At 61.3% G+C, this 12,365-nt stretch carries 13 protein-coding genes; 6 read left to right on the top strand and 7 right to left on the bottom strand.

The window, feature by feature from the left end; translation table 11 throughout:
* Positions 1–146: 146 nt before the first annotated feature.
* Positions 147–320: a hypothetical protein gene (locus BHMPCIPO_RS18670; protein WP_173518345.1), complete on the top strand. Its 174-nt coding sequence runs from the start codon at positions 147–149 to the stop codon at positions 318–320.
* A 50-nt stretch (positions 321–370) separates the two neighbouring features.
* Here BHMPCIPO_RS18670 and BHMPCIPO_RS18665 read toward each other — a convergent pair whose 3' ends face one another.
* From BHMPCIPO_RS18665 to BHMPCIPO_RS18650, 4 genes are all read right to left on the bottom strand, one after another.
* Complete coding sequence (locus BHMPCIPO_RS18665; RefSeq protein WP_173518344.1) at positions 371–532, bottom strand: Thivi_2564 family membrane protein; 162 nt, start codon at positions 530–532, stop codon at positions 371–373.
* Positions 533–869: 337 nt separating this feature from the next.
* The gene (locus tag BHMPCIPO_RS18660) at positions 870–1,823 is read right to left on the bottom strand and encodes a substrate-binding domain-containing protein (RefSeq protein WP_173518343.1); all 954 of its coding nucleotides are present in this window, start codon (positions 1,821–1,823) and stop codon (positions 870–872) included.
* 63 nt (positions 1,824–1,886) lie between these two features.
* Entirely contained in the window at positions 1,887–2,897 is a 1,011-nt protein-coding gene (locus tag BHMPCIPO_RS18655) for an ABC transporter permease (protein ID WP_173518342.1), read from the bottom strand.
* Between the two features lie 75 nt (positions 2,898–2,972).
* Positions 2,973–4,499: a sugar ABC transporter ATP-binding protein gene (locus tag BHMPCIPO_RS18650; protein WP_173518341.1), complete on the bottom strand. Its 1,527-nt coding sequence runs from the start codon at positions 4,497–4,499 to the stop codon at positions 2,973–2,975.
* A gap of 165 nt (positions 4,500–4,664) precedes the next feature.
* Here BHMPCIPO_RS18650 and BHMPCIPO_RS18645 point away from each other — a divergent pair, with 165 nt between their 5' ends.
* From BHMPCIPO_RS18645 to BHMPCIPO_RS18630, 5 genes are all read left to right on the top strand, one after another.
* Positions 4,665–5,687, top strand: a complete 1,023-nt coding sequence (locus BHMPCIPO_RS18645; RefSeq protein WP_173518340.1) for a LacI family DNA-binding transcriptional regulator — start codon at positions 4,665–4,667, stop codon at positions 5,685–5,687.
* Positions 5,688–6,251: 564 nt separating this feature from the next.
* Positions 6,252–6,386, top strand: a complete 135-nt coding sequence (locus BHMPCIPO_RS33480) for a hypothetical protein (protein ID WP_282439074.1) — start codon at positions 6,252–6,254, stop codon at positions 6,384–6,386.
* 258 nt (positions 6,387–6,644) lie between these two features.
* Positions 6,645–7,175 carry a sigma-70 family RNA polymerase sigma factor gene (locus BHMPCIPO_RS18640; RefSeq protein WP_173518339.1) on the top strand — a complete coding sequence of 177 codons (531 nt, stop codon included), beginning with the start codon at positions 6,645–6,647 and terminating at the stop codon, positions 7,173–7,175.
* Positions 7,168–7,929 (top strand): anti-sigma factor family protein, encoded by a 762-nt coding sequence (locus BHMPCIPO_RS18635; protein WP_173518338.1) that lies wholly within the window; start codon positions 7,168–7,170, stop codon positions 7,927–7,929. The genes BHMPCIPO_RS18640 and BHMPCIPO_RS18635 overlap by 8 nt, the downstream gene beginning before the upstream one ends.
* A gap of 15 nt (positions 7,930–7,944) precedes the next feature.
* A complete protein-coding gene (locus tag BHMPCIPO_RS18630) occupies positions 7,945–8,661 on the top strand; it encodes a Bax inhibitor-1/YccA family protein (RefSeq protein ID WP_173518337.1) in 717 nt (238 codons plus the stop codon).
* A gap of 353 nt (positions 8,662–9,014) precedes the next feature.
* Here the strand turns inward: BHMPCIPO_RS18630 and BHMPCIPO_RS18625 are convergent, their stop codons facing one another.
* The 3 genes from BHMPCIPO_RS18625 to BHMPCIPO_RS33475 all read right to left on the bottom strand — a co-directional run.
* Positions 9,015–10,046 (bottom strand): ABC transporter substrate-binding protein, encoded by a 1,032-nt coding sequence (locus BHMPCIPO_RS18625; RefSeq protein ID WP_173518336.1) that lies wholly within the window; start codon positions 10,044–10,046, stop codon positions 9,015–9,017.
* Between the two features lie 196 nt (positions 10,047–10,242).
* Positions 10,243–10,608 carry a hypothetical protein gene (locus BHMPCIPO_RS18620; protein ID WP_173518335.1) on the bottom strand — a complete coding sequence of 122 codons (366 nt, stop codon included), beginning with the start codon at positions 10,606–10,608 and terminating at the stop codon, positions 10,243–10,245.
* Between the two features lie 75 nt (positions 10,609–10,683).
* The coding region (locus tag BHMPCIPO_RS33475; protein ID WP_173518334.1) for a type I secretion C-terminal target domain-containing protein at positions 10,684–12,365 on the bottom strand (1,682 nt) is incomplete at its 5' end.

Genomic DNA, 12,365 nt, shown 5'->3' with positions numbered 1-12,365 from the left:
GCAATATGCTCCCACCCACCCGACCGGCGAGGTATCGACCGGCAGGTCGTCCGGGACGGATTCGCCGGCCGATCGGAGATGCCAACGTCGGCGGCCATGTCGGTCGAGTTCCAGCAGACGATCGACGTATTTCAGATGCGGACCTCATGGATGCCATCATCATCGAAGCATCCGACGTAGACACCCAGGATCCTGCTTCCGCGACGAGGGATTCGCTTGAACAATGGGATAATCGAGCAGCGCAGCCGATAAACCGCTGCGCAGACAAACTCAAGGCAGGAGTGGCGATGACGCGGATGGAGGCGGGAAAAGCGGGCTGAGAGCACTCCCGGCCGGCGGCGGCGGCTGGGTCGAGTAGTGGCAAGCCTAGTCAAAATGCGTTTAGCGAGCTGAGCAACGAGACGATACCGACGATTATAACAACGATCTGAGCCATCTGCTTCATCGTCGAGTCAATCGGAAGTTTTTGCACGAGGTACAGCATCAAGGCGACGACAAAGACCGTGATCAGGATGCTGATTGTGATGGACATGCCCAACGCCCCTTGAAGGAACCGCCTTCAGGCAGTGAAGGTGTAAATATGGCTGAGTTCTATAAAGGGAAGGGCGGCGGGGGTGCGATACAGAACGCCCGCGCCGGTCCCATCGGCGCGGGATAGGCATCCCGGCCGCCGTTTACCGTATCGTGTGGACTCTGGCGTTGGAAGGCGTCTCCCGAGCCCCCGGGGTCCAAGACGACCGTATTTCGGTTTCCCGACGGGCCGGCCCAGGTAGCGCAGATGGCCTGTTGCGCTCATGCGCAAATGGATGTCGATGCATATTGGTGGCAGCCCGCGCCAATTGCGGGCCGCCCATTGCTTCGGCTCCGGATCAGAATGGCGAATCCGGGAAGTAGAAGTCCTTTGCATTGTCCTTGGTCACCAGCGTCGCGTCGATCGTGTAGACGCCACGCACCGGCACCTGGCCGTAGAAGTTGGCAACGGTCATCTCGAGCGCCGTACCGACCATCGCCGGCGGATAGAGCACGTCGACCGGGATCATCTTGTCGCCGTCCATGACCTTCTTGATCATCTCCTTCGAGCCGGCGCCGGCGACGACATACTGGATGTCGGTGCGCTTTGCCTGTTCGATGGCCTGCAGCACGCCGACGGCCATGTCGTCGTCCTGGCACCAGACGACGTCGATCTTCGGGTACTTGGTCAGATAGTCCTGCATGACCTTGAAGGCATCGTCGCGGTTCCAGTTGCCGTACTGTCGGTCGAGAACCTTGACGTCCGACCCGTCGATGCCCTTGTCGAAGCCATCCTGGCGCTGCTGGTCGATCGGGATCGGCAGGCCGCGAATGACGACGACTTCAGCATCCGGTGTCGTTGCCTTGATGTATTCGCCAGCGACCTGGCCAAGTGCCGGGTTGTTGCCCGCGACATAGAGATCGCGCACGGAGTTGTCGTTGACACTCGGCGCACGGTCGACGAGCGCGACGAAGGTCCCCTTGCCCTTCACTTCCTTGATGGCATTGACGAGCGGATCCGGATCGGTCGGCAGGATCACAAGAGCGTCGATGCCCTGTGTCTCGAGGTCCTGCACGGCGTTGGCCTGGCTTGCCGGATCGGGCGAGGTCTTCACGATGACGTTGAGTCCCGGATTGCGCTCCATCAGGATCTTGGCGACCCGCTCGGCATGGAAGACCACGCCGGCCGTCCAGCCATGATCGGCTGCCGGGATCGAGACACCGATCGTGACCTTCTTTTCCTCCTGCGCGTGCGACACGCCAGCAAGTGCTGTCATAGCCGCGAGGGTCAGGCCGAATAGCTTATTACGCATTAAGTTCCTCCCAAATGTCAGGTCAGCCTGTTCTAGGCCGGGAGACCTGGGGACCCGGCCGTCTCACGATTTCCGCACCAGCGAGCGCTGGACGAGCATCGCAATGATGATGATCGCGCCCTGGATGGCGCCGATCAGGTATTCGCTGATGAAGTTGGAAAGCAGCATGATGTTGCCGACCAGCTCGAGAATGAACGCGCCACAGATCGTGCCCCAGACGCGACCGGCGCCGCCTTTGAGCGCCGTGCCGCCGACCACGACGGCGGTGATCGCCTGCAACTCCCAAAGAATACCGGTCGTCGCCGACGTCGAGCCGAGACGCGGCACATAGAGGAGGACGGCGGCCGCCACGCACAGGCCCTGGATCACGAAGGCGACGGTGCGGACGCGGTTGACGGAAATGCCTGAGTAGCGCGCAACGTCACGATTGGAACCGACGGCGACGACGTGCCGGCCATAGCGCGTGCGGTAAAGGATGAAGGCCGCTACGGCAGTCACCGCGAGGATGACGACGATGGGAACGGGAACGCCGAAAATGGTGCCGAAATAGGCGGGACGATATATCTCCTGAAGTTCCGGTTCCTTGAGGGTGATCGCGCCGCCTTGCGACAGCCAGGTCGTCAGTCCCCGATAGATGCCCATGGTGCCGAGCGTCGCGATGAAGGGCTCGATCTTGCCGACTGTGGTGATCAGACCGTTGGTGAGGCCACAGAGCGCGCCGGAGACGATGGTGAACAGGACCGCGGCGAGAAGCATGAGCGCCGGATCGGCAATCACGCCGGAGTTCATGAAGAGGATCATCAGGCTGGCGATGAAGGCGACCATCGCCCCGACCGACAGGTCGAGATCGCCCGACGAAATCACGAAGGTGGCGCCGACCGCGATGATGGCGATGAAGGCGCTACGGGTGGCGACGTTGGCGAGGTTGTTGATGCTGATGAAATTGGGATTGACCAGCGCCCCCACCAACAGGAGCAGCGCCAGCGCGACGAACGGCGCCACAGCCCTGAGATCGATGTCACGCCAGCTGCGGCGGCGAATTACGCCCTGACTGCCTTCCTCGTTTACGCTCATATCCAATTGAACCTCCGTCCCATCTTCGGGAATCTTATTGTTCTCAGCATCTGCGTAGCATGCGCTGCCGCGGCGTCAGGCCGCCGTTTTCTTCTTCAAGCCTGCGGCGTAGCGCATGATCTCCTGCTCGGAGATCTCGTCGCCCTCGAGGATGCCGGCGATGTGGCCCTCGCGCATGACGACCACGCGACTGCAGAGGCCGATGACCTCGGGCATCTCCGACGAAACGACGATGATCGAGCGACCGTCGCGGGCCAGCGCCGAGATGAAGTGATAGATCTGCTGCTTGGTGCCGACGTCGATGCCGCGTGTCGGCTCGTCGATTATGATGATGTCAGGATCGGTCTCCATGACCTTGGCAAGCAGCAGCTTCTGCTGATTGCCGCCCGACATGCGCCCGGCAATGACGCTGTCATCCCGGACGCGGATGTCGAAACGGCGGCGCGCCTTGACGAGCGCCGCTTCTTCGCTTCCGGGATCGAGATAGCCGAGCCGGGTGTGCCGGGCGAGCGATTGCAGCGTCAGGTTCGCCATCATGCCGGCATCGAGCAACAGGCCTTTCGCCTTCCGGTCCTTGGTCATGTAGGCGAGACCGGCATTGTTGACCGCATGCACGTCGCCGGATGAAACTGGCTGGCCACGAACGAATACCTCGCCGGCTAGGCGGGGACGCAATCCGACGATCGCCTCCATCAATTCCGTCCGCCCCGAGCCGATCATGCCGGAAAAGCCGAGGATTTCGCCGCGGCGGACCTCGAAGCTCGCGTCGCGGACATATCCGGTCGAAAGCCCGTTGACCCGCAGCACGACCTCCTCGTCGATGTCCGGTTCGGTTTTGGCGGGATAGAGGCTCGACAGTTCCCGGCCGACCATCAACTGCGCGATCGCCTCGCCATCGAGGATGGAGGTCGGCGACGTCTTGATCCATTGGCCATCGCGCAGCACTGTCACCCGATCGGTGAGTTCCATGACCTCGTCGAGCTTGTGCGACACGAAGACGAAGCTCGTTCCCTTGTCGCGCAGCTTGCGCACCAGCCGGAACAGGAAGTTCGTCTCCTCGCGAGAAAGCACGGCGGTCGGCTCATCCATGAAGACGACACGCGCGTCACGGCTGATGGCCTTGGCAATCTCAACCATCTGTTTTTCGGCGATCGACAGCGACCCGACCATCGCATTCTCGTCGACATGAGAACCGAGGAGATCGAGAACGCGGCGTGTTTCCGCGCGCATGAACTTGCGGTCGAGCACGCCGAACCTTGTCACCTCGCGGCCGAGAAACAGGCTCTCGGTGACGGTCAGATGTTCGGCAAGATTGAATTCCTGATGGATGATGACGATGCCGAGTGCTTCGGCCGCGCCGTTTGCCGGAAGTTTCACTGACTTGCCGTCGAGCAGGATCTCGCCCGAAGTCGGCTGCTCGAAGCCGGACAATATCTTGACGAGTGTGGATTTGCCGGCGCCGTTCTCGCCCATCAGCGCGTGGATTTCGCCCTGGCGTAGCTCGAAATCGACGCTGAAAAGCACCTGCACGCCGCTGAAGGATTTGCTGATGCGGCGCGCAGACAGCACGACGGGCGCCCCGTCGACAACCTCCGTGGTCATATTCCCCTCCCCTGCGGCCTCCACCGCCATTTGCTATGATGTAAACCTTTACATCGGCTAGTGTAAAGGTTTACATCATGCTTGTTCGACAATTTTTTCGGCTTGCGCGTTTGACCGCCAGGCAAGTCTGTGTAGTGTCTCGCAACAAAGCCCGAGGCCAGCCGAGTGTCCGATTCCACCCCCGCAACCATCGAAGACGTCGCACGGATCGCCGAAGTGTCGATCGCGACGGTATCGCGGGCCATTCACATGCCGGAGAAGGTTGCCAAGTCCACGCGGCTGAAGGTCAATCAGGCCATCGCTCTGACGGGCTACACTACCAACGCGATGGCGCGCAGCCTGAGGCTCGGCCGGTCGAACATGATATTGGTGGTGGCGCCCGATATCGGCGACCCGAATTTCTCCAGCATTCTCGTTGGCCTCGAAAACGAAGCACGCGCCCATGGCTACGGCGTGCTGATCGGGCATACCCAGAATGATGCGCAACGTGGATTGGAGTATCTGAAGTTCTTCAATTCGAACCAGGCAGCCGGCCTGATCCTCTTTACGGGCATTCTTCCTTTCGGCCACCAGGAGGTGACGCCGCGCCTGCCGCCGACCGTCGGCGTTTTCGAGCCCGTCTTTAACGGAGGCATTCCCTATGTCGGCGTCGACGATATCGAAGGCGCGCGCAAGGCCGTTGACCTTCTCATTTCCGAGGGGCATCGACGGATCGCATTCATCGGAGACTCCCATACGCGCCTGGCCTATAGCCGTCGTCGGTCAGGGTACGAGGCCGGGCTCGCTGCGGCCGGCATCCCAACGAACCGCCGCCTTATCCTCGAAGGCGACGGAACCGTGGAAAGTGGCAGGCTGGCACTGGAACAGCTCTTCATGCGCGACGACCTTCCGACCGCTTTCATGTGCGTCAACGATCAGACTGCCCTCGGTGTCGCACTCGGACTCAAGGCGCGCGGCTACGACATACCGGATCACTTTTCGGTCACAGGCTTCGATGACGTCCCACAAGCCAGTTTCATGACCCCTTCCCTGACCACGATTCGCCAGCCACGCACGGCCATCGGCAAGCACGCGATGGCACTGCTTCTCGAAATGCTCTCGGACCGTACTCCTTCCGAAACGGAGATCCTGCTGAGGCCCGACCTGGTGGTCCGCAACTCTGTTGGGCCACCGCCGACACGGCGATGATGGAATTGGGTGCGAGTGCCAGGCTAATCGGCGAGCGGGCACCTGGTCCGGAAATCCAGGTCGCGATCCTGTGCGCGCCTGCATGATGATTTCACGCAGCCACCGATGCATCGGCAAATGATTGCGAGCGGTCGTGCCATAGCATGTGGAAGACCATCTGCGGGAACTCGATCGGCGGCTGGCGGACGACGAGCGGCAGTAAACCCGCAAATTAGCTGGCGAAATGACGGCTGGTCGAGAAGATCAGGTCCGACTGCAGGATACGGTGCGGTCGTGAAATAGGAGCATCTATCTCGGCGGTGCTGCTGGCATAATCTGAGGTGCGCTACCACTGCGCCTTTGCGGCACTTGCAGGTGCCACCGGCCTCATGGTCCTGGGCTTCGCCCTTCCGGTTAGCCCTGCCCTGTCGCTCGCTGCTCTGGGGCTGGCGATCGTCGGCACCATGTCCGCAATCCCGGCTTCTAGCAGATGCCGAACGATTGCCTGGCGGCCTCGGCTGCAGCGGTCGGCATCGCGCTGATCAACTCTGTCGCGAACCTCGCCGGCTTTGGCGCCCCTATCTCATGGGCTACCTGAAGGACAAGACAGGCGTCATGACCGACGGTCTGTGGCTGGTCACCGTCGTCGAGGCCCTGACCATCGTGCTGATCGCCGATTTCGTCAGCAAAGTAAGCCGGCAGACGCAACAGCCTGCATAGATGAGGCCCGGCAATAGCCCGACCGGGCTCCGACAGGACGAGAATAGTATCGGATCATCGCGCCTCTGCACGATGATCCGATACTGCATGCGGGACACGTGGGCACGAAAAAGCCCGACGCGGCCAAGGCGTGTGGGCAGGCCCAACCCGTTAGCTGCCAGCGTGCGCGGAGCCAAGTCCTGAAGGCGCCGCTCAGATTTTTTCAGATTTTTTTGAACGCAATGGATGAGAAGACGCCGTCGCTCCGTATATGCGGGTATGGATTCGAAAAAGGGCGCCTTTGACGTTATTGGCCAGTTGGCTGCGCTGAGGCGCTATGCGCGCTCGCTTGCGCGAAATTCGCCGGACGCGGAGGATCTCGTTCACGATGCGCTGGTGAGAGCCTATGAGCGACGCTCGACGTTCCGCTCTGGGGCGAGCCTTAGAAACTGGCTTTTCGCCATCGTTCGCAACACGCATATCGACCGCGTGCGATCCGCGATCTCTCGCGGCCAGCGTGACGACCAGACGGCGCAGGAAGCGGCATTATCCTACCCGGCCCACCAGGAACACAGCGTACGGCTGGCTCAGGTCCGCGAAGCGTTCATGATGCTTCCCGAAGAGCAGCGCGAAGCGCTGCATCTCGTTGCTGTCGAGGACCTCTCCTATCAAGAGGCGGCCGACATACTCGCCATTCCCGTCGGAACTCTGATGTCGCGCGTCTCGCGCGCAAGAGCGAGTCTGCGAGATTTCGAGAGTGGAACGAAATGGCCCAACCACCTGAGGCTTGTCGGAGGCGATCATGACTGACGTCGACATGATTATCGATACCGATCTCGATGCCTATGTGGACAACCAGCTCGATGCGGCGGGGCGGCTGCGGGTTGAGACCTGGCTTGCGAGGAATCCTGATGCGGCGGCGCGTGTTATGGCCGACCTCGGCATGCGAACCACGCTCAAGTTGGCGATGACGTCGGATGCCGTTACCCCACGTCCCGAGACGCGCGAGGCCGCCCGCCGCCTTTCGTCGGGACTGACGAATGCGCGCGTGTGGAACGCCATGCAAAAGGTCGCCGCAGTCGGCTTCATGGTTTCGGTGGGGTGGATTGCCCATTCGTCCGTCGGCCCGAGCGAAGTCAATGCCTCGGCCCATCCGCCTGCTTTCGTGGAGCATGCGATCCGCGCCCATCAGACCTCGCTCGTCAGAGCGGGAATGCCGTCACAGCCGGAAGCGCAGACCTACGACCCGGACGACATTCGTGCGGCGACCGCCATCGTCATGCCGGAGCTTCCGAAGGATTGGAACGTCATCGATGTGCAGGTCTTCCCCTCGGATTTCGGGCCTAGTGTCGAGACGAGCGTCAAGACCGATGCTGGCGCAGTCATATCACTCTTTGCCGGCAGGCCGGGGCACTTCGCGGTCGAGCCTGTGAAGGACCTCAATCTCTCCAATGCCGAGGCTGCGTGGTGGCAGGTCGGCGAGGTCGCCTATGCCGTCGTCTCAAGTGCGCCGGGAATCGGCCTCAGCGATGAGGCCGAGCTACTCAAAAACTCACTTTACTGAACTGAGGAAACCTAGATGTATTCGAACCAGAACCGCTTCGGCGGCATGAGCCAGGCTTCTGCCGCTGCCCTCGACGAGGGCCTTCGCCAGCATATGCTGCGCGTCTACAACTATATGGGGCTCGGCCTCGTCGTAACGGGCCTTGTGGCCTTCATCGTCGGGACCACGCCCGCGCTCTATGTGCCGATCTTCTCGACCCCGCTGAAGTGGGTGGTGATGCTGGCTCCGCTGGCCTTCGTCTTCTTCTTTTCCTTCAAGATGCATTCGATGTCGGCGTCGTCAGCGCAGATGATCTTCTGGGCTTTCTGCGCCGTCATGGGGCTGTCGCTCGCCTCTGTTTTCCTCGTCTTCACCGGAGCCAGCATCGCCCGCACGTTCTTCATCGCCGCCACCATGTTCGGTGCGACGAGCCTCTACGGCTATGTGACGAAACGTGACCTGGCGAAGTTCGGTTCGTTCCTGATCATGGGCCTGATTGGCGTGATTATCGCCTCGATCGTCAACATCTTCCTCGGCTCGAGCGCTCTTCAGTTTGCCGTTTCGGTGATCGGTATCGTCGTCTTCGTCGGCCTGACCGCCTGGGATACGCAGAACATCAAGGAACAGTATGCCGACAATTTCGACCAGGAATCGCAGCAGAAGCTCGCGGTTTTCGGTGCCCTGTCGCTCTATCTGAACTTCGTCAACATCTTCCAACTACTGCTGAATTTTACCGGCGAACGCGAAGGGTGATTGTCTTAGATATGGGGCCGATCGTTGCTCCACGTCGGCGAGCCCTATTCCTTGCCGACACGGACATCCGCCGAACCAGCGCGAAAGCGCGAGCTTCGGCGGATGTCCCATGGGGTCGTCCGCTGGACGGCAGCAACACCGGTAAGGATCAGGGCGCTGCAAAGCAGGCCAACGCTACGGCATCGGCAACGATCAATACTCATCGCAGTCCGGGATGACCGTGGAGCGACTAAGGGTTGTCCCGGGTTGCCCGCAACCGTCGCACCGCCCTCAGCTAGACGCACGTGTCTTCGGGCGCCACCGTCCCGACAGCCGATGAGCAGAGCTTTGGCCAGTGCTAGCTAGCTAGCGCTTCAGAACGAACGTGGCGCTGGATCCAGCAGCTTCACACTCCCGGAGGTGACCTGATAGATCGCGCAGGTTCGCTCAACGGAGCCGTTCCCCTCGAATCGAAAGGCTGCCGCCGCGCCGATGAAGCCGTTTGGAGAGCGAAGGCTCTCCTGCGTTATGGCGTCCTCGCCCTGGCTGCGCACGAGGCCGGCGGCAAGCGCGATCACATCGAAGCCATAGGCCGCATCGGCGCCGGCGGCGCGCTCGTACCGATCGAGATAACGCGACGTCATCCGCGAACCGTTCTCAGGGCCGAACAGGCAGAGATGGCTTCCCGAAAGTTCGGGGCGCTTGTAAGCGGCATTCGCCCATCCGGAGCTGCCGACGACCATCGCGTTGGGTTTCAGATAGCCGTTGGCCTTGAGTTGCGACAGCGCGCCGACATCCGGCTCCCCCGAACCGATCAGGAGCACGCCATCAGTATCTTTCAACTTGGCCTTGGAGGCCGCGTCGCCGGTGAATGCCGTGGTGCCCGTCACTGCGACGAGCGCCGGCTTGATGCCATATCCGGCAAGCCCGCGATCAAGTCTTTGTCGCTCGGCGGCGGAAACATCGCTTGGCAAGAGCACGACGAGCCGCTTCCGGCCGGCCGCCACCGCATAGGATGCCCCCTCGACAGCACTGTCGATGCGGTCGGACACGAAAGCGAAGGTGCCCGCCGGTCGCACGGCGCCGTTGCCGCGCAGGATCAAAAGCGGCGCGCGGGAAGAGCCTAGCCCCTGGCGCACGGTGCTGACAGGCACGTCGGCGACGGACAGCGCGACGAGCGCGACCTTCTGGCCGGCAAGCCGCTTTGCCGCCTCCTGGATCTGCTGTGGCGAACCGTCGGTGTTTTCGACCAGCAACGAGAGCTGGCCGCCGCCGACCTCATCGATCGCGAGCGACGCGCCGTCCCGGATATCGCGTTCGCGCACCGTTTCGCCTGACGGCGCCATCAAGGCCGTGATGAGTGCGATGCGTGTCGCCCCGCTGCCGAAGGTTTCTTGTGGTTTCACGGCATGTTCGGCCGCGCGCCGCGCGTGTCTCGCCTGTGGTGATTCCACGTCGAGGACGTCCTGGGGCGTGGGTGCGCCCTGGCAGCCCGCAAGTGTACCGAGCACGAGGGCGCCAAGGGCCAGCCACCGCCGACCGCGCGACACCCGCCTCGTCGGTGAAACGACAGGGTGGGACATGACGATCAAAGCGCCGGTCTCAATTCATGAAATTCCGCATCTTGGTGTAGAAGCAATCGCACTTGGCGATGTAGTCCTCGTCGCGCCAGTTGGACTGCAGGTAACCATAGGCCTTGCCGCAGGCAACCTTGGTCTCGGACGCCCAGACGAAAGCCGGCCGCGTAGACGAGATCCAGTGCGGATCGTCGGCGACAGCGATCGCCTCGTCCATGCGCGAAACGACCTCTTTGGTCAATGTCGCGACGTCCTGGTCGACGGTGAGCGAGGACTGGCTGGCTTCGGCGCACTGCCTCGCGGCTGGCGCATAATCGACGATGAGATCGGCCGCGAAACCTGAAACGGGCATAAGAGCGGCCATCGCCCCCACCAGCATGCTTCTGATCATGAAAAGATTCCCCCTGGAAAATGCGGTTCCCGGATGATTACCGAGAACCGCTGAGCTGTCGAGACCGACGTTGCGTTATGGAACATCGTGTGGAATGTTTTGCGATGTTTTCGCCCCATTCTCGTCGTTGAATAGGACCTTCACCACCTCGGTCGACACCTGGAAGTTCTCCAGCACGGCGACCGTGTGCCAGCCCTGAGCATTGCCGGCGCTGCCGTCCGTGTCCACTTGCAGGTTGGCGTTCTGCCCATCCTGCACGACCTGGACATAGTTGCCGTCGAGATTCGTGCCCGAAGGCAGATTGCCCAGAAGCGCGGACAGGTCGACGGAATCGTCCTCGCCGAAATTGTAGTCGGCGATGACGTCATGGATGTTGCTAAGCGAATCGGAATCGATCACGAAGGTATCACCGCCTCCGTCGCCGGTCATGGTGTCGGAACCGGCGCCACCATAAAGCGTATCATTGCCCAGGCCGCCGTAGAGCGAATCAGCGCCACCCTCGCCATAAAGTGAGTCGTTACCGATACCGCCGGCAAGGTAGTTGGCGCCCGAGTTGCCGTGCAGGAAGTCGTCGTCGGAACCGCCGATCAGCCCTTCGATGCCCGTCAGCGTATCGCCAGCCGCATCACCACCGCCAATCGACCCTTCCGGCTGGCTGCCAACGGTCGCACCCAACGAAGCGCTGCCATTGTCATCGAGATTGATGAACACCGCCGACGTACTGCCGGTATAGTCGGCAATGTCCGAACCGCCCGCACCGTTGATAGTGTCCGCCTTGGTGCTTCCGGCAATGGTGTCGTCGCCGGCCGTGCCAGTCAGAGTATAGGAGCCCCCCGATCCGGCTGCCACCTGATCGACATGAAGGGTTTGAGCGACGCTGGAATCTCCGTCGCGATCCACCGCGACAATTTGGAAGTCATAATTCTGGTCTGCGGGAAGAATTGTTGTGCCGACCTCTGCTGCCGTGAACCTGGCGCCCTTTCCAGAACCTGAGACGCCATCAACGCCCTCGATCGTAAGAACATTGAAGTCAAATCCTGGGTTCACCAGCAGAGATCCCCCAATTCCGTCTGTGATGGTGATGAAACCAAAGGCGGTCGTGTTGGTACCTGTGTTCGTGGCCGTCCACTTATACTGTATGAAGTTATCGGTAGCACTGTTCCCCAGGTTCACGTCGCCGTATGCGAGCGAGACGCTGCTGACATATTTCGGATTCTCGGTTGGTAGATTGTCCACCCCGGCTTGTCCCACACTGTGGAATTCCATCGTAAACTGCTCGCTTTTCGCGAGGCGCTGATCGTCTACACCGAATCCCGTGCCCGAACTGTTAACCGTGTGGCCCGCAGTAGTCGAAAACTCGACGAGCCCGCCAGAGGTTTCCCTGAATTGAGCATTTCCTCCGGACATGCCGGCCAATGGGACGGTTGTATTTGTTGCTGCTTTCGGCTCGATCAGGTCAAAATGATATGTTCCGTCTGAAGCAACGGTTAGCGAGAAGACAGAAGTGCTGCCGGACTTCCCAAGAAGGATTGTGGTGCCATCTGGACCTATGGACGTTGTATAGGAGATGCCGCTGATGGCGGGCCCCGTGATATTGAACTTCTCGATACCGTCCGCCCCGGGCTGGAGCGCGAAGGTCCCGGTCACCGAGCCGACTTCATTCGGGATGACCGCCGCCATGAACTGGCCGAGCATCGGCGCGTCGTCGACGATCGAGATCACCAGGTTGCCCGCCGGGGCGGCATCGCCGTCGGCGT

This window comes from Ensifer sesbaniae (assembly GCF_013283665.1).
GTDB classification, from domain to species: Bacteria; Pseudomonadota; Alphaproteobacteria; order Rhizobiales; family Rhizobiaceae; genus Ensifer; species Ensifer sesbaniae.
Note: the sequence above shows the minus strand (reverse complement) of the source record. Positions and strands in the feature narration are given on the sequence as shown.

Bases quoted from the DNA above. Each gene is read 5' to 3' on its own strand.
- BHMPCIPO_RS18670 (WP_173518345.1), top strand. From the start codon at position 147: ATGGATGCCATCATCATCGAAGCATCCGACGTAGACACCCAGGATCCT.
- BHMPCIPO_RS18665 (WP_173518344.1), bottom strand. From the start codon at position 532: ATGTCCATCACAATCAGCATCCTGATCACGGTCTTTGTCGTCGCCTTG.
- BHMPCIPO_RS18660 (WP_173518343.1), bottom strand. From the start codon at position 1,823: ATGCGTAATAAGCTATTCGGCCTGACCCTCGCGGCTATGACAGCACTT.
- BHMPCIPO_RS18655 (WP_173518342.1), bottom strand. From the start codon at position 2,897: ATGAGCGTAAACGAGGAAGGCAGTCAGGGCGTAATTCGCCGCCGCAGC.
- BHMPCIPO_RS18650 (WP_173518341.1), bottom strand. From the start codon at position 4,499: ATGACCACGGAGGTTGTCGACGGGGCGCCCGTCGTGCTGTCTGCGCGC.
- BHMPCIPO_RS33480 (WP_282439074.1), top strand. From the start codon at position 6,252: ATGGGCTACCTGAAGGACAAGACAGGCGTCATGACCGACGGTCTGTGG.
- BHMPCIPO_RS18640 (WP_173518339.1), top strand. From the start codon at position 6,645: ATGGATTCGAAAAAGGGCGCCTTTGACGTTATTGGCCAGTTGGCTGCG.
- BHMPCIPO_RS18635 (WP_173518338.1), top strand. From the start codon at position 7,168: ATGACTGACGTCGACATGATTATCGATACCGATCTCGATGCCTATGTG.
- BHMPCIPO_RS18630 (WP_173518337.1), top strand. From the start codon at position 7,945: ATGTATTCGAACCAGAACCGCTTCGGCGGCATGAGCCAGGCTTCTGCC.
- BHMPCIPO_RS18620 (WP_173518335.1), bottom strand. From the start codon at position 10,608: ATGATCAGAAGCATGCTGGTGGGGGCGATGGCCGCTCTTATGCCCGTT.